This window comes from Gardnerella coleohominis (assembly GCF_002896555.1).
Classification (GTDB): Bacteria; Actinomycetota; Actinomycetes; order Actinomycetales; family Bifidobacteriaceae; genus Bifidobacterium; species Bifidobacterium vaginale_F.
The window spans coordinates 30,728-49,704 of record NZ_MNLH01000008.1 but is presented as its reverse complement, the minus strand read 5'-3'; the positions used below and the strand labels follow the sequence as shown (position 1 = coordinate 49,704).

6 protein-coding genes and 1 tRNA gene are annotated in these 18,977 nt (G+C 44.6%); 3 read left to right on the top strand and 4 right to left on the bottom strand.

Features of this window, described 5'->3' with window-relative positions; genetic code table 11:
- Window positions 1–75: 75 nt before the first annotated feature.
- From tgt to BFS05_RS06090, 3 genes are all read left to right on the top strand, one after another.
- Window positions 76–1,389: a tRNA guanosine(34) transglycosylase Tgt gene (gene tgt, locus BFS05_RS06105; protein ID WP_103085077.1), complete on the top strand. Its 1,314-nt coding sequence runs from the start codon at window positions 76–78 to the stop codon at window positions 1,387–1,389.
- A gap of 247 nt (window positions 1,390–1,636) precedes the next feature.
- A tRNA-Leu gene (locus BFS05_RS06095) sits at window positions 1,637–1,719 on the top strand.
- 356 nt (window positions 1,720–2,075) lie between these two features.
- Window positions 2,076–4,334, top strand: coding sequence for a HelD family protein (locus tag BFS05_RS06090; protein WP_103085075.1), 2,259 nt, complete (start codon window positions 2,076–2,078; stop codon window positions 4,332–4,334).
- A gap of 381 nt (window positions 4,335–4,715) precedes the next feature.
- Here the strand turns inward: BFS05_RS06090 and BFS05_RS06085 are convergent, their stop codons facing one another.
- From BFS05_RS06085 to BFS05_RS06070, 4 genes are all read right to left on the bottom strand, one after another.
- Window positions 4,716–12,164 carry an FIVAR domain-containing protein gene (locus BFS05_RS06085; RefSeq protein WP_103085074.1) on the bottom strand — a complete coding sequence of 2,483 codons (7,449 nt, stop codon included), beginning with the start codon at window positions 12,162–12,164 and terminating at the stop codon, window positions 4,716–4,718.
- A 470-nt stretch (window positions 12,165–12,634) separates the two neighbouring features.
- Window positions 12,635–15,550, bottom strand: a complete 2,916-nt coding sequence (locus BFS05_RS06080; protein WP_103085073.1) for a glycoside hydrolase family 31 protein — start codon at window positions 15,548–15,550, stop codon at window positions 12,635–12,637.
- Window positions 15,551–15,609: 59 nt separating this feature from the next.
- Window positions 15,610–16,548 (bottom strand): conjugal transfer protein TraX, encoded by a 939-nt coding sequence (locus BFS05_RS06075; RefSeq protein WP_258004287.1) that lies wholly within the window; start codon window positions 16,546–16,548, stop codon window positions 15,610–15,612.
- A gap of 249 nt (window positions 16,549–16,797) precedes the next feature.
- Window positions 16,798–18,498 (bottom strand): alpha-amylase family glycosyl hydrolase, encoded by a 1,701-nt coding sequence (locus BFS05_RS06070; protein ID WP_103085072.1) that lies wholly within the window; start codon window positions 18,496–18,498, stop codon window positions 16,798–16,800.
- Between the last annotated feature and the right edge of the window lie 479 nt (window positions 18,499–18,977).

Here is an 18,977-nt window from a genome sequence, read left to right as displayed (position 1 = left end):
TAAATTGCTGAAAATTTTGTGAGCAAATCCTTTAAATTAACTGTGTTATCGCTAAAAAGTAATAGAGTAAGCTATATGACTAATTTTATTGAATGTCCGCGCGGGGCTGAACCTGGTAAGCCTGGAGACAGGGGCGAATTTTACTTTACTTCCCACACGCGTCTTTCTAACAGCGCTGACGGCAAGGGGCGTGACGGCGCAAGATACGGACGAACCGGCGTAATTCACACGCCTCACGGGGATATTCATACGCCTGCTTTTGTGCCTGTTGCAACTCAAGCCGCTATGAAAGCCGTGCTTCCAGAAACAATCAAAGATTTAGGCGCACAATGCATGCTTTCCAACGCTTTCCACCTTTATGAAAGGCCGGGAGCTGATATTTTAGACGAGGCAGGCGGACTCGCCAAATTCATGAATTGGGATGGCCCTACTTTCACAGATTCCGGCGGATTCCAAGTTCTTTCGCTTGGCGCTGGTTTTAAGAAAACACTAGCTATGGATGTTACGGGCATGAAGTCAGACGATGTTATTGCTGAAGGAAAAGAGCGCATGGCATTCGTCGATGAGGATGGCGTAACGTTTAAATCTCCTCTTAACGGAGCTAAGCATCGTTTTAGCGCCGAAATTTCTATGGGAATTCAGCATAAGCTTGGCGCAGATATTATGTTTGCTTTCGATGAGCTTACAACTTTGATGAATACTCGCCGATATCAAGAGGAGTCGGTTGAGCGAACTTTCCGCTGGGCAAAGCGTTGTGTTGCTGAGCATAAGCGTTTAACGCAGGAGCGTTTAGGTAAGCCTTATCAAGCGTTATACGGCGTTGTTCAGGGCGCGAATTACGAGGATTTGCGTAGGCATGCCGCTGAGCAAATCGCCTCTCTTGATTTTGACGGAGTTGGTATTGGCGGCGCTATTGAAAAACGTATTATTGGCGATACTTGCGCTTGGATTTGCGATGCTATGCCGGAAAATCGCCCACGTCATGTGCTCGGTATTGCGGCCGTGGATGATATTTTTGCTTGCGTAGAAAACGGCGGCGACACTTTTGATTGCGTGGCTCCAGCTCGTTGCGGACGTAATGGTGCGATTTTTACTAGACATGGTCGCTACAATGTGAAGCGCGCTGATTTCAAGCATGATCAAGGTCCTCTCGAAGAGGGTTGCGATTGCTACACTTGCACGCATTATTCGCGCATGTATCTGAATCATTTGCTTCGCGCTAAAGAGATGAACGGATACACTCTTGCAACAATCCATAACGAGCGTTTCTTTGTGAAGCTGCTTGACGATATTCGCGATTCGATTGATAACGGTTACTTTGAAGAGTTCAGAGATGAATCGTTGGCTCACTATTATGAGAATGGGTCATGCGCGAATCGACTTGCATGAGCGCTTAAAGCGTAGCGCGCGAATGCACTTCGATTCGCTGAGCTTGCTCAAAGTTGAAAGCACGGTGTGCTTTCAACGCAAGCGAAGACGTTCGCGCGCTTAGACCGCGCGAACGAAACACTTCATCCGCTGCGAAAAATCTCGAATCTCTACCTAGTATGGTTACATTGTTTAGCAAATTTGTGCCAACACACAAGTGTCAATATTTGATAAACGGCTGCAAATATGGTAGCTTTGTGATTTGCATGCGAACGTGGCGGAATGGTAGACGCGCTGTCTTCAGGTGGCAGTGAGTGTATACTCGTGCGGGTTCAAGTCCCGCCGTTCGCACTCTGTGATGTCTCGTCGTGGAGAGTTGATATATCAACGTTTTTCACCTGTTATTACACCTTAAAAATAGGCTAAATGTGCAAATAATATACAAATAATGTGCAAAATCCTATAGTCAACAAAAATCCTATAGTAGACAAAATCCTATAGTAGACAAAATCTTATAGTCGACAAAATCCCATTAATTACGTATACGCCTCGAGATATACTTAAACGCCTAGTTTTTAAGCATTAAGATATGCTCGCGAAAGTTATAAACGCAACTCGCAAAATGCATATCAGTAATATAAAACTTGCAAAATCAATTACAAAAAAAGCAAACGATAGCAGATTGATACCAACTAGAACGGACCAAAATGTCTACGTACTCCTCACAAATCAGCGAAGAACAAGGAAATGTGAATCGCGCTTACGAACGCTTAGACGACTTACGCAAAGATGCGCGCACTCGTCTTGACGCAATTCGAGCAGCAGGTTCACATGGCTCTCCTACTCAGCGTACAGAACGCGACTCTTTTGCAACTATGTACGAAGATCGCCTTATGCAATTGCGCGCTGTAGAAGATCGACTCGTGTTCGGACGCATCGATAGTGCTTCAGGAGTACGCCACTACATTGGCCGCATGGGTTTGCTCGACAAAAATTTGGATTCGCTTTTAACTGACTGGCGTGCTGAAGCTGCGCGGCCATTCTATGAAGCCACGCCTTCTAATCACGGAGACATCGTTATGCGCAGGCATATCACGCTTCGTTTCCGCGACGTCGTTGGAGTCGAAGACGAAGTGCTCGACGTTAATTCAGATGAGGTAAGTAACGCTTCTGAACGTGGCACACTTACCGGCGAAGGCGCATTGCTCGCATCACTCGGCTCGCGCAGAACCGGCAAAATGACGGATATTGTTGCCACAATCCAAGCAGAGCAAGATCGCATTATTCGCGCTTCGTTAAATCGCCCTATTGTTGTTCAAGGCGGCCCTGGAACTGGAAAAACAGCCGTCGCTTTGCACCGCGCAGCATACTTGCTTTACACGCATCGCCGAAAACTTGAAAACGCTGGCGTACTAGTTGTTGGCCCAAGCACCGCATTCCTGCGTTATATTGACCAAGTTCTGCCATCTTTAGGCGAAACTGGGGTTGTAAGTCGCACAATAGCAAATCTGATTCCTGGAATCGAAGCGACCGCTGAAGATAGTCCGGAAGTCGCTAAACTCAAAGGCATGTTCCGCATGCACCTAGCTATTTCGAATGCTATCGAAGCTAGAATCCGCGTGCCAAAAGAGCTTCCTACCGTTCGCATAAACGGTTTCGCAATACCTTTAACGCGCGAAGATATTTTACAAGCCCAATCGGATGCTAAAAGCACTCATCAGCCGCACAATCTTGCGCGCACAACCTTTGTTAAATCAGTACTCAGCGCTCTGAAAAATCGTTATATAGAACAATTGGATTACGCTCCCCAAAATTCAGAGCTTGACGACGTTCTATCTCAATTGCGTTTAGACGATAAAATTCGCGTAACTCTTAATTTAGCTTGGCTCCCAATGCGCGGCACTTGGCTTATCGATCAATTATTCTCTAAGCCTCAGCAATTACGCGCGGCCGCTCCATGGCTTTCAGACGAGCAAATACAATCTTTGATTCGCCCTAAAGGAAGTCCTATTACGAAATCGGATATTCCTCTTTTGGACGAAGCTATGGAATTGCTTGGCCCAGATCCTAAAGGCGAAAATCGCAATGCAGCTCAGCAAGCGCAACTTGCAACCGAACGTCAAATCGCGTCAGATACTTTAGCTCAAGCTGGTATTGGCAATGGTTTGATAACTGCAGACATGCTTCTTGACAACTTAAACGGATGCGATTCAAGTATTGCAGCTCAGCGCGCAGCAGCGGATCGCGAATGGACTTATGGCCATATTGTTGTGGACGAGGCTCAAGAATTAACGCCAATGGATTGGCGAATGCTTGTTCGCAGATGCCCTTCTCGCTCGTTTACGATTGTTGGCGACGTTGCTCAAACTTCTGCTCTTGGCGGAACTCATAGATGGCATGCGAGTATGAATCCTGTTTTCGGCAAGGATAATTGGGATTTGTACGAGTTGACTATAAATTATCGTAATCCTCGTGAAGTTTCTGAAGCCGCTGGCGATTTAGCAACTAAATCCGGATTGTATATTTCAACCGTTAGCGCTGTTCGTTCTGTTCCAGGCTCTTTAGTTATGCAAAATTATGCGAATGATTCAGATCTTGACGCTTCTCTTGCTAAATATTGCGTAGACTTGTTCCACGAGTTTGTTTCAGATGACGGTACTGGTCGCGTGACGATTATCACGCCTAAATCAATGCTTAAAAAGACTCGAGAACTCGTTTACAATACGCTTCGGGATAATATTTCTAGCTCGCAATGGGAGCAGCTTAACAGGCAGCTTTCTGAGCATTATGACGATGCGCAAGTAAGCGTGTGCAGTGCTGAAGATGTTAAAGGCTTGGAGTATGACGCTGTTGTGCTTATTAAGCCTGAGTTGATTGAGGATGAAGCTTCTTCGCAAATGACTGCCGCTGCAGACGTTTATGTTGCTATGACAAGACCTACTCAGCGCCTAATTGTTCTTAGGTGAGTTTTTCGCGAATCGACCGAGCTTAAAGCAGCATAGTGCTCTGTAAGTAAACAAAATCGGGGTAGGGTTCTTGATTTTGTGGACTTATTGGGCGTGTCGATAAACAAAATCGGGGAAGTGTTCTTGGTTTTGTTTACTTAAGTAGCGTGTCGGTAAACAAAATCGGGGAGGTGTTCTTGATTTTGTTTACTTGAAGTCAAGTTCTATTCGCTGCGAAAAATCTCAAATCTCTGCCTAACTAATAGCAAAGCAGGTTCGAGCAAACAACATCCATCCATCACACTCTATGCGCAAACAGTTTGGCGGATGTAATAGCATATACAAAAATCCCTCGCGGATTATCGGAAGATAACCTGCGAGGGATTTTAGTTATGAGCGAAACTACTCGTTAGAATGCTTACGGCGGCGAGACGCTACGCCTGCAACACCAAGTCCAGCGAAGATTGCAGCAACACTTGCGAACAATCCAGTCTCAGCACCAGTCTTAGCAAGACCACCAGCATTACCAGAAGCACCACGCAAACTATTAAGCAACGCAGACTTAGCAGCCTGAAGCTTCCTCAAAGCCTCATCAACCTGAGCCTGAGTAGCATTCTTATCAGCAAGCACGCGCTTAGCTTCAGCCAAAGCCTGCCTATAAGCTCTAGCAGCAGCAGTGTTTGCACTAGTGTCTACAGCATTGTTAACTTCGACTTGCAAGGCAGACTTATCAACCGAAGCACTCTGAGAATCATTAGCCTCAACAGCAAAACCATTCCCAGCATTAGGGTCATAGCCGCTACCGATTCCACTACCACTGCCAGCGCCAAACGGATGATTAAGCTTATACTTAGCAGCCTTAAGCTTCCTCAAAGCCTCATCAACCTGAGCCTGAGTAGCATTAGAATCGCTAAGCACACTGTTAGCCTCAGCCAAAGCAGTGTTGTAAGCCTCAATATCATCCTTATTGCCAATAATGAAGTACAAAGACTTACGGAACTTAGCATCATCATCAGCCTCAGTCTGAAGCTTAGACTTATCCGTGCCATTCTCATCCCTAAGCTTATCCTTAGCAGCCTGAAGCTTCTTCAAAGCCTCATCAACCTCAGACTGCGTAGCATTAGGATTATCAAGCACAGAATTAGCATCATCCAAAGCCTTCTTGTAATCCTCAAGAGCCTTCTTAGACGCATCATCACCCTTAGCCTGAGCATTCTGATACTCAGGAGACTTAGTGAAGTCACCATCATTATCAGCTTCCTTACGCAAGTCATACTTGATTGTGCTGTACTCGTCTTCAATCTTCTTCTTAGCATCCTGCAAGGCCTTTAGAGCATCGTCTAGCTGCTTTTGAGTTGGAGCCTGAGTCATGCCTGTTGGAAGCTTGGTCTTCGGCTTGCCAGTAGAGCGATCAAAAGCATCGAGAAGATTCTTAGCATCCTGGAGCTTCTTGTTATAGTCTTCAAGAGCCTTCTTGGCAGCGTCATCACCCTTAGCAGTAGCGTTCTTGAACGCAGGAGTGTTCTCGAATACGTCGGTGCTGGTATCAGTATCGCCGTCCTTAGACTTATCAACTTCTTGCTGCAAGTCATGCGGGCTAGTGACGTAGTTCTTAGTAATCTTATCCTTAATTTCCTTCAGATTCTTAAGAGCCTCGTCAACTTCTTTCTGAGTTGGAACATCCTTAGCATCAGCCTTTGGCTTACCATTCTCATCGAACTTGCCAAGAAGCTCATTAGCTTTCTTTAGAGCATCTTTGTATGTTTGCACATCTTTTTTGCTGTCAGCATCCGTCTTGGCAGACGCATTCTTAAACTCAGTAGAGTTTTCGAACTTGTCTTTGTCTTCCTTTGCTCCGCCGTCTTCCTTAAGCTCTTTGGTTTCTTTCTTAAGAGCGTCAACTTTGGTCGTAAAAGCGTCATCGATAGCTTTCTTTACCTGTTGCAACTCATCCAAAGCTTTCTTAACATCAGCATTAGTTGGCTGCTTATCAACATCAGCATTCGGATCTGGGTTATTCACCTGATTGATAATCTTCTGTGCAGCCTTGAGCTTCTCGTTGTAAGCTTCCAGCTTTGAGGTCGCATCAGTGTCGCCAGCGTTCTTCTTTTCAAGAGCGTTCTTATACGGAATCGACTCTTCAAATTTAGGAGTTACAGGATTGCCATTGCCATCCTTATCGCCGACTTCGTTAGAAAGCGGAGTTACATCAGTCTTATAATTCTTTGTAATATTATCTTGAGCTTCTTGTAACTTCTCGAGTAACTTATCGACGAACTTTTGAGTTACCTTGCCTTTCCAGTCATTATCATTGAGCTTATCGGTAACTTTCTTAAGAACATTATCGAAGCCAGTTTGCTCACCATCTTTACCCAAGCGACTTATAGCAACTTGATCTCCAGCCTCCTTCTTAGCAAGAGCATTCTTGTATTCAGGCGTCTTCTTGAATACATCATCCGCATACTTCTTAGCTTCTTCAAGCTTCGAAGTATCCGTCTTGTAGTTGTCTTCAATCTGCTTCTTAGCTTGCTTCAAGGCATCGAGCGCGTCATTAATCTGCTGTTGCGTTGGACGTTCGCTAAGCGTAGCGGAATCCTTCTTAGCAAGTAAGCCACGCGCATCCTTCAACGCCTTCGTATAAGCAGTAACATCTGTGTTTTCCACACCGTTACTTGTCTTAGCTTTAGCGTTCTTGAACTCTGGCGTAGCTTCAAAGTCTGCATCGGCTACTGTAGCGCCTTCTGCAGTAGACTTCTTCGCTTCCTCATCAAGCTTAGAAGTGTCAGTCTTATAGACATCAAGTGCTTTACGCTTTTCGTTAAGCGTTGTCAACGCGGCGTCGATTTCTTTTTGAATTGGCTGCGCATCCAAAGGCGTCTTATTTTTCTTAGCGTCAGCCTTCTTGAGCAAGTCCTGCGCCTTAAGCAGCGCTGCATCATATGCCTTCTTAGCTTCCTTAGCAGCGTTGTTCCTGGTGTCATCTGGCTTGCCATCAGCAGTTAAGAAGTGCGGATCAGACGCATTGCGATACACATCAGAAGTAACAGTACCTTCCTTAGTTGCAGGACCATCTGTACTACCGTGCGCTTCAACGCTCTTCTTAAGGTCTTCAACATTAGTCTTGTACCCCTCAAGAGCTTTACGAGCTTCATCGAGCGTCTTAAGCGCTGCGTTTACATCCTCTTGCGTTGCGTCAGGCTTGATCATCAAGGCTTTAGCAGCCTTCAAAGCATTGTCGTAAGCTGTAGCCTTCTCCTTGATGGCGTCATATCCAGAAGTATCTTCCATGCCGTGGGTATCCAGCTTATGCGGATCTTTAGCATTCTTGTATGCTGGATCTTTCTGCGTATCCGTATCCTTGTTGATGGATTCCTGTAGCTTATCCGTCTTGGTTGCAAACTGGTTCAAGTCAGCAGCTGCGTCGTTCATTTCCTTCAGAATCTTCGTGACATCTCTATCAAGCGGCTCACCATTTGCGTGTGTCTGAATGCCATCAAGATAATTCTTGGAAGCCGGGTCACCCTTTGCATCAGGAATCTTAGTGTCTTGTGCATCTGGATCCTTGTCGAGCTTATTCTCAAATGCTTTGTGCAGCTTAGCAACCGCATCATCATATGCCTTCTTAATCTTCTTAGCAGCCTCTACCTTAGCTTTTTCATCATCAGTAGGATTCGTCTTTACAGCAAGCGCCTTTGCATTCTTATACGCAGGGCTATTCTGAATAGCGATGTCATTCCAGAAAGCTGCCGACAGCTTCTTCGTATCAGTTGCATACGTATCTATAACTTGACGAGCCTTTTCAAGAGCTTCTTTAGCTTTTTTGCAGTCTTCGTCAGTTGGCTGCTCAGCTGGATTAGTTTTAGCAAACTTTGCCTTCAGCTCCTTGGCCGCATGATAGGCATCGTTGTACTCTTTGAATGCTTTCTTAGCAGCCTCAGCATCAGCACCCGCACCAAATGACTTATCGAATGCATTGAAGTACGCTGGCTTCAAATAGCCATCAATATTGTCTGCAAGTGCTTTCGTAAGATCGTTCTTGTCAGTTGAATAGTTATGGAGCTTATCTTCAGCATCAGTTAATGCTTTTACTGCAGCATCAACTTGAGCTTGAGTTGCTTTGCCATTCTTATCTTCAAGAAGGTCTTTAGCTGCCTTCAGAGCATCATCATATGCTTTAATAGCAGCAGCAGCCTTAGTTTTTTCGTCATCTGATCCATTGTTCTTCTTATTAAGAGCATTCTGATAGAAGGTACTCTTTTTGCCATTAACATTATCAGGATCAGGGTTATCGAAGGTTTGCTGAACAGCAGCAGCAAGCTTCGCCTTATTCGTTGCCTTGGCATCAAGCGCTTTCTTAGCAGTCTCAAGAGCTGTAATCGCGTCGTTGACTTCCTTCTGAGAAGCGGTTGGATCCTTAGAAAGTTCGTTTGCCTTCTTTACAGCGTTATCGTAAGCTGTACGCTCTGCATCAGTTGCGTTTTGATATGCTGGGTCAGCGTTTGCAATCGTTTGAGCGCCTTGAGCGTCCCTACCATCCTTCACCTTACCATGCTCAGCAATAGCAGCATTAAGCTTATCCTTGTTGGTGGTGTACTTATCAAGCTCCTTACGTGCAGCGTCAAGCTTAGCCTTAGCATCGTCAACAGCCTTTTGCGTAGCGTTATCGTCGGCTTTTACCTTCTCAGCTGCAGCAAGTGCCTCATCATAAGCTGTTTTAGCTGCGCTTGCAGCCTCATTCTTCTTAGTATCAGGAGTTTTTCCGTCATCCTTCAGGAAGGAAGGCTCAGTAACATTCTTATACTTGTCAGTCTCATACGTGCCGCTTGCAGCTGTGTTGTCCTTCTTAGGATTACCTTGATCTTTAATATCTTGCTCGAGCTTAGTCTTGTCAGTCTTATCACCATCAAGAGCCGCACGAGCCTTATCCAACCTAATCGTTGCGTTATCGATACGTGCCTTAAGCTCTTCAGACAGCTTGGAATCCTCCGTATCACCAGCTTCCTTCAACGCATCATTAGCTTTCTTCAACGCCTCATCATACGCAGCCTTCTTAGCTTCCGATGCGTTGTAATATGCAGAATCGGTTGGAGTCTTCTTGTCATCATTCGTCACCGTATGCTTATCAACAGATGCCTTAAGATCAGCCTTCTTATGATTCGTCTGCGGCACAAAGATAACGTTAATCGCTTTAGGCGTATTCCAAGGTTGATCGCCGTTTTCCATGTAAATGTTTCTGTACATCGTCAATCCATACGGCAAAACAAACAAGCGAGCTTTATATACCTTGTCTTGTTTAGCAGCAACTACTACAGGCTTAGCGTCTTTATCCCAAGAATACGAACCTGCATTCGACTCTGCATCGCCGAGGTCCACACCAGAATTATCAACCTGACGACTATATTTCCAGTAAGCGCCGTCCATATTACCGAGCGACAACTCAGTTGTAGGCTGTCCATCTTTAAGCGCGTAACCCACATGCGACTTCTTAGCTTGTCCATCTGCGCCTTCATGGTCGAGCGCTTCGCCGCCTGTAAGTTCACGCAAGCCAGGGTTTGTCTCCTTTGGTGTAGCTTTCAGCAAACCAAGAATCTTATTTGTATCAAACTCTTGTGCCGCAGTTGGATCGTAACGGTAGATAATGGTCTTATGGTCTTCGCTCCAGGAAAGACCTTCATCGGAGGTGCGGCCATCAATCTTGTCTTTAGTCCAAGTAACGTTGTAATCCGTGCGAATGTTTGGAAGCTTTGTAAGCTTGCGCGCCTTTACATCAGACTTAAACTCAGCAACTGACTTGTCGGTCTTGATCTTAACGGTAATCGTATTTTCCGCCTGACCATTCGAGATGCCCTTATTAGAATCACCAGTTGCAGTAAGATTGCCCTGAAGATATTCAAGTGAAATCTGCTTCTCGTAGTCATTTTCACTTAAGCCAAGTTCTTTATTGCCTTTATTAGCTTCGTAAATAGCCTTCTTAATGCTCTTAATCTCAGCATCGGAATAAGCAAGTGGGTTAGCAACAAAGACTGCTTTATCGTTTGCAGGAACAGTAATCTGCTCCTCTGCAATCTTCTTCAACACAAGATCGCGCAGAGCAATCTTAGGAGCATCCTTTTCATCCACACCATCAAAGTGGATTACAGCATTGTCATCTCCGTCAAACGTGATTTTGTCTGGAGTTACGCCGTTAATCTTTGCAAGCTTCTTCTTAATATCTTCCTTAACTTCAGTCGAAACATTAGTTGTGTCTTCCACAATTGGCTTATCAATGCGATCATCGTAGCGCGCAACCGTAAGCGGAATAGCCCCGGACTTAAAGCCCAAATCCGTAACCATATAGGTGTTAAGCGTCTTAGATCCGGCTACATAAGTTTTATTTGTTGCGCCTTGAACTGATGTTTCCTTATTAATATCCGCAAACTGCTTTGCATCGTAGGCATCCGAAGACTTTACGCTAAGCTTGCCATCAGTGGTATCGGCAACTTGTACCGCTTTACCATTCTCCCTGGTAAATACACCCTTCGATGTACTTGCTGCAGTAAGCTGATCGTTCACAGACTTCTTATCTTTACGAGCTGTTTCAGCATTAGCAGCAGCAGTAATTGCTGCTTGAATCTGCTCTTTCGTAAGAGGCTGATTATACTTAAGCACAACTGATCCAGCTGTCTTTGGTGGCACAAGCGTTGCAGCACGGAATGCATTCGTTTTATAAACAGTTGTAGTACCATCTTTAGTTACATACACAAAAATAGAACGGTTTGCAGCATACGCCTCAGCGCCACCATTAAGGTTACCATCCCTAAAAAGATTGCTCATCGTAAGAGTAGCAGAGCCATCATCATTCGGCTTAAACGTATAGTTACCAGAGAAGCTCTGGTGCATCTTAGTATCGCCAGAATAGTATTCAGCACCCCTCTTGCTCTTATCGTTAGTCAAACCATTGTTTTGAGCAGGGAAAATAGCAATATTGGTAATCTTGCCACCATCTGTTGGCTTTGCAAAATTGAAAGTAACAGTATGCTTTTCACCATCTACGCTGTATGTATTGTCTGAGCTTCCCCAGCCATACATATTAGGCATAGTTTCAGCGTTATTCTCATCAATACTAATCTTTGTATTAGTAGTATCCTTTGTGTCAGGCTTAATTTTATTAGAATCTTGACTTGCTGTACCATCAGAAGCGCGATCCTGATTTTCAGCCTGAGCATCCTTAGTAGGCTCAGCCTGCTTCTTTTCATCTAGCGAACGCCTTGTACGCTTATTTACAACAGATCCCGCAGGAGTGCCAGTTTCTTCAGAATCCTGTTTTGCATCTTGATTATCTACAGACGCAATGCTCTCAACCTTCGACCCAGTCTCAGTCTTAGTAACGTCAGCCTGGCCATCAGTCTTTACTACAGACTGCGTAGAAGCTTTCTTCTCCTTAGATAAATTCTGTTCAAGCTTAGACTTGTTATCCTTAGTCTTGTGAGCATTCTTTAAAGTATTATTGTCAGTCTTCTCGTCTGTAGCAGACTTCCCGTCAGCTTGATTATTCTTATCAGCTTCCTTAGCTTCATTTTCCTTAACTTCAGGCTTAGCATCAGCCTTCTTACCAGTCTCATCCTTCTTACCAGCATCAGCACCAGGCTTCTCACCAGCAGTCACAGGAGCCGGCTTAGTATCAGGAGTAGTACCAGCCTCCGCCGCCATTGCCGGAGTTGCTCCAAAAGCAAATGCCGCACCAGCCAATACGCCAGCAGCACCAATCGTAAACGCCGCCACTTTGCGAGCGTCAACAGCCTTTTCAATCGCATTATTTACTGCAGAATTTAACTTAACAGTACGCGCGTGTTTTCTAGATTTTGATACCATAATATACTCCTTCACCTAGTGATCCGATACAAAGGCAGATTCGCATGCCCGACGATAGACACGCAAAATGCAAATTCTCAACGAAACTCATCCAAAATTTCATAGCACATTAATAAAATCGCAGCTATCTTTGTCAAGTTATTATAACAATTTAAAAAATTTTTTTGAAGTCAAATAACATATGTTTAGATTGAAAAGCATCGAGCACCCCCCCCCCCCAAGCCATATTTTTCAACGGTTTTGTGGATTAATATTTTTTTGTAAATATTTTAAATTGAGGTGTTTCTCACAGTTTTTCGTCGCCAAATCTAAACATTTGTTATGATACAAATCCAGATTTTGGTAATAAAAGTCCACCAAAATACAAAAATTCTATCTTACGGCGCTCACGTATTCGCTTGCGTTGAAAGCGCACTGTGCTTTCAACTTTGAGCAAGCTCAATCATCGAAGTGCATTCGCGCGCTACGCTTTAAGCGCTCATGCAAGTCGATTCGCGCAACAAAATCTCCTCAAGCGCGCGCTTAACAGACCCAGGCAGAGTACAACGCCATTGCGCCCACTTAACCACAGAAGGCTGCACGCACGCATGCGCATTCACCATATCAACACTGTTCTGCTGCTCAATCATCTGCTCTTCTCTTTCATATTCAAGAGCCGAAAGCGCACTTAAAGCACTCGCGCTGCCACCAGCCTCGCGAATCGCATCAAAAGCCATTTCCTTACCGCGATATGGCACTTGAGCTTGCAAAAGAAGCCTGTAAGCATCGCCAACCTTAGGGTCTTGCGCAATACACAAACCGCCATCCACAATCACTCGCACGCACTCACAAACAGGCACATTGCGCACACAAACAGTAAGACTGAGCGTAGATTCTTCGCCTTCATATGAAACTTCTACAGCGTTAGATTCAAGCTGAGAATCGCCAACAAAAACGCGAACGCGCGAAAAATCAGGGCATGCCACGCCTCTAAACACCACGCTCCAATCGCGCTCGGAAGGCAGCGCAACAACAGCACTATCGCATCCTTTTGCTGCATCAATCACAAATTGTGTGGATCCATTCCCATCTCTCCAAACAAACCGCATACTAGTATCAGCAGTTTTCCCAGCGCACGCGTCTTCGAAGCGTCCGTTATCTTCGCGCATCACAAATTCGCCGTCAGCTCCAGGGAACGCAAGCACGCGCAAAGATCGCGGATTTTCAACACTATTGACCGATTCGGCAGCCTCATCGCTACGAGCGCAATCTTCAACACTTGGCAAAACTTGCATTGGCACAATAGCCCCAGCACGCGCAAAAGCAGGAACTCTGTCAAGCGCACGCCACGCCTCAAAACGACGACCATTCCAACCACGAGATACGTAACGTCGCCCGTCGAAGAAATCGTACCAATCTCCAGCAGGAAGCCACACTCCAGCACAACCTCTAGTAACGGCATCGTCATTTTTAGAAACTACCGGCGCAACTATAAGCTCGCTACCAAAACGATATTCCTGCGGCATCTCGTAAGCAGCACCAACCTCTGGAGATTGCCAATACATTGGCTCCACTATTGGCCGATTCTCAAAAGCCGCACGATAATTCATCGTATATAAATAAGGTATCAACGACGCTCTTAAACGAAGCATCTTAACCATCGCGTCACGAGTTTCACGCGGAAAATTCCAAGGCTCTTTACCAGCAAAAGGCGAGCAACTGGAATGAAGACGGTTAATCGGGCTAAAAGCTCCAAGAGCATACCATCGCGCTTCCAACTCGTTATCTCGCACACCCAGCATATGGCCGCCAATATCATGACTCCACCAGCCATAACCAATATTCGAAGCTGTAGACGTGAAATAAGCTTGAAAAGCAAGCGAATTCCAAGTAGTAACAGTATCTCCCGAGAATCCAACTGGGTATCGGTGCGAACCTGGGCCAGCGTAGCGCGAGAACGTAAGTGGCCAGCCTCCATCTCGAGCCAAATCCTCATAATGCATGTGATTAAGCATCCATAGCGGATCCAACCCAGCCTGTTTTGTAACTCCACCCTGCTGCCAGTCAATCCACCAGAATTTAACACCTTCATCTTCCATGCGATGATGCATATTAAAGTAAGCTTCAACAAATCGCGGATTAGTTAAGTCAAATTCCACAGCTTTACCGCTTGCAGGGTCAATGCCCATATCTCGCGCAACCTGTGGGTAATCCTTCTCAAAAGCACGCACGCCATCTCGCGGATGCAAATTCAAAGTAGGCGCTAAGCCTTCATTCGCTAGTTTTCGCAAAAAAGCTTTATGATCAGGGAACAGCTGATCGTTCCACGTGTAACCAGTCCACCCAGATCCATACTTTGAGTCAACGTCTCTAATATGCCAGTCCATATCTATAACTGCCGTACTAAAAGGTATTGCCTCACGCTTAAATCTGCTCATAAGATTTTCATAATCAGATTGCGAATATCTGCAATATCTACTCCACCAATTGCCCATTGCGAACCTTGGCAACAGCGGCTGAGATCCTGTGAGCTTATAGAAATCGCGGATTGCGTCTATGTAATTGTGACCATAGCCAAAGAAGTACAAGTCGCGATAACGATTATTTTGCGAGGCGTTATTGCTATTATCGTGCGAACTTAGATCGTGCGAATCAAACTCTTGCGAGCGCGGCTTCACCCACGCGCCATACGGATTCGGCTTACCATTTACTTCGCTCTCCGGAACAATAACACAAGATTTTGAATCATCTAACACAGCCCAGCCGTCACGAGACATTATGCCATAATCAAGCTTAATTGCACCATCCGCTTCATCCAAAGTGCGAGCCGTGCCAAGCAAATTTCCTGGGCAATCGTCGCCATAATGCCACGTATTAAATTGCGAACAAGGAACTCCTCGCACAACTATACTTAATCCTTCTTTGCTGAAAGATTTGCGATTATAACTTAAAAGCAGCTTATCCGTTTCAACTTCAAGCCAACCATTTTCATCTTCTCGCGCGCAAAACTTTGGCTGAACGGAATTACCTCCAGAAAAATCACGGCACACAACCATTTGCGTAGGAGCGTCAACAAAATTGCCATCATCGCTCCACTCAAGACGAATCAGGGAATCTGTTATTACAGTAATTCTGAAACAATCACCCTGAATAATTTGTTGATTATTTGCTTTTACGCCAGGATTATTTACGAAATCGGCAAAAATTCGCGCTTTGCTAGGATCTGTACAAGTGCAAGTACATTCGCATGCATTTACGATATTTTTAGACGAACTGAGGCTATTTTGCGCGTCTGCACTAAAACTATCTCGCGAACCGCTTTCAAAATCATCTCGCGAACCGGCACTAAATTCATCTCGCGAACCGCAATTAAACCCACTTTGCGAGCCACAAAAATCGTAAACCATTACCCCAGCTCCTTTGCGTAAAAAGTAACTAATAAATTAATGAGTAATCAATCCAAAAATCACATAAACTTTTGCACAAGCAATACAGCAGACGCAATAAGTAGCATTATTGGATACCACGCGTACATAATCCAGCGGAACTGCTTAGTTGGTCGAGGGCCATCGCCATAAACACTACGGTAATGCAACACAACCACGCCAATAGCTGGAGCAACAAGCGACATCGCACCAAACACACCTGCAGTCAATTCCATAGTCGTTTCACGTTTGCGCATAAATTCAAAAAGCATCGACATAACGAAAATAATCAAACCGCCAAAAAGCAGTCTTTGACGCACTCCGACCATACCGATTAAATTCCAGGCAGCACCAGCAAGAACAACAAACGCGCAAGCAGCTACTTTTTTAAACCCGCGCAACTTTTTGCATACAGTATCCACATAACTAAGCACGATAAGCGATATAAGCAGCGCAAACACAGGATTCTGCGATGTCATATCCCAAACTTTTCCTGAAGTTACAAAATCGTACGGAACTTCACATATAAGCGCCAAAACAAATAATCTCAAGCCATAAAACACAACATTATTTGTATTGTGATATCCGCGAACAATCATCCACGCATACCATGGCAAAGCAACCCAAGATATAAGCTCGCATAATAACGCAATCAATCCGCCGTAAAAACCGGAAAGCAGAGACGTGCCAAACACGCTAAGAACAGCCATAAACGCGCACAACATCTTAAACTTGTTAAGAGTTATGCCTTCTTTAATATTGCGATCCGCGCGTATAGGATTCCCGTTATTATCTAGTTTTTCCTCAGTTTCTGACTCGTGATAATAGCCGTTAAATGAAACTCCGCTCATACTTGTGGACTTCAACTTTGAAGAATCATACTGCGCGCTATTATTTGCGGCACTCTTTGCTGCACTTTTTGCGCCATTCTTCGCGCTATCCTTCGCGGCATCCTTCACGCCATTCTTCGACAATCCCATAACGTACCTTTCGAAACCTGACTCAAACTTTTACTACTTCTGTGTATATACCCATACCATTCTATTAGTATCACGTACTTATACGCGCTTATATACTCATATCTTTATACGCGCGCTTCATATACACACCTATACGCCCTTATATACGCGTTTACGCATGAGTACGCATGCATTACTTGCCGTATACGTATTTATGTATGCGCACTCAATACGTAAAATATGTGGTTCCTTAAATCGAATGCCTTTAATTCACAAACTAAAAATAGCGAAAGATTGAGCACCCAGCACAAGCGAAGAGTCAGTGCATGAGATTTCTCCAACTTTCAACACAGGCGAATTAGCTTCGTTTGCGCTTAAGCCAGCAAGGCAATCCCACGAAACATACTCACTATTTACGCCCGGGTTCATAACCACAATGCTTCGTTCTGCAGCTGATTCTCCAGCGTCACCTTTTGCACAACGCTCGTAAGCAAATCCGCGGCCGTCAACCGGAGCATACAAAACTCTCCAAGACGCGTCAGCGTGCAAAGATTTTCGATTATGACGAAGTTCAATAAGAGAGCGCACCCATGAAAGGAAGGAATTTTCGCAATTAATTTGTGCAGAAACAGTTGGAATTTCGCCACTTTCTACTGCTTGCTTGCGAGAGTTTGCGCAAGTTCTTCCGTCTGCTCGAGCTTCAACAGGCAAGTATAATTTAGATTTTTCAGCAGTTGAGAAGCCAAAATTCTTTGCATCATCCCATTGCATTGGCGTACGAGTACCAGTACGAGCGTAACCACCCTCTTTTGTTGGAATATCGCGATATTTCATGCCGATTTCGTCGCCGTAGTATACAAATGGCACGCCTGGCATGGTGAGTATCATACCGAAAGCCACACGACGCTCACGATCGTCAAGACGCGGAGCTAAACGCGGCGTATCGTGATTACAAGTGATGAAACTAAAGTAACCTTGGTTGCAAGTCGACTCATATTGTGGGCAATAATCGTCTAAAAATGGGCAAATACTGCCGCCGCCGCGCGCATTAAAGTAGCTGTGATCATGCTCAGGATTGCTGTCTAAAGCGTTATCAACATCACGAGCTAAACGTGCGTATCCATTAGGATTTCCATCCCAGCGCCAATTCAAATAGAAGTCCATGTCAAATCCGGCAGCAAGAGCCTGACGTGGCCTACCCCATTCGGAAACAAAAGCAGCCTGCGGATACTCTTCTTTTGCAGCACCCAGCATTCCCTGCCATGCGCGAATCGTATTGTCTTTGCCAAGACTTCCTTCGCCATTGTTCTCATCGTTTTTTACAAGCGAATCAGCCATATCAACTCGGAATCCATCTGCACCGAGTGAAAGCCAAAATCGCATAATATCAACCATTGCAGCGCGAGTTTCTGCCGCTTCTTTGGAATCAGGCGAAGATTGCCAAGCTCGATCTCTATGCGCAAAACCGTAGTTTAAAGCCGGTTGGCATTTGAAGAAGTTTAGAATATAAGTGGCATCACGCTCAGTTTCACCGCCAATAAACGGCATAGAATAGCCGCTAAACGCACTGTCTGTCCAAATGTATCGCTTGCTAAACTCGTTTTCTTCCGCTTTCGAGCTTTCCTTAAACCACTCGTGTTCTTCACTCGTGTGCCCGGGAACTAAGTCAAGCAATATGCGGATTCCTCGATTATGAGCTTCATTAAAAAGTTGCTTTAAATCTTCGTTTGTTCCATAACGTGCAGCTACTTTTTTGTAATCGCGCACGTCATAGCCCGCATCTTTAAAAGGCGAGTCATAGCAAGGATTAAGCCAGATTGCGTTGCAGCCAAGCGATTTTACATAGTCTAACTTTTCAATAATTCCCTGAATATCGCCTATTCCATCGCCATTGGAATCACAAAAACTTTGCGGATAGATTTCGTAAAAAACCGCGTCTTTAAGCCATTTAGCATGATCATATAATGCCATTTTTAAATCCTTCTACTTTTAAACTCAAACCTAGAAGCAAACACTAGGATAAGCTGTCCCCAACTTTCTTGCAGCTATTGAGTGATATTTTATACATTTTCTATCACGACACTCTCTGTTTTCAAGACTCAACACAATACATTCAAAATATATATTCAAAATCAACACAATATCTTCAAATTCAACGCAGTATATTCAAAACTCACAAAACATACCATAAATAATTACTTAATTTGCTACTAAAAATGCTAATAACGCGGCAATATAAGCTATAACAACGTTTTAACTTAATTCACACATACACTGAAACTATACTTTTCAAACAAAAACAAACACGAAATAAACATTTTGCTAACAAAACCTAGCATGCAAATCAAGGTAGTTTGCGAACTTATTCATATTCGTGTATACTTCACATTGCTTACGGACGGATAACAAAGCATGTGACGCTGCCTAGCGCAGCAAACGCGATGTCGCGC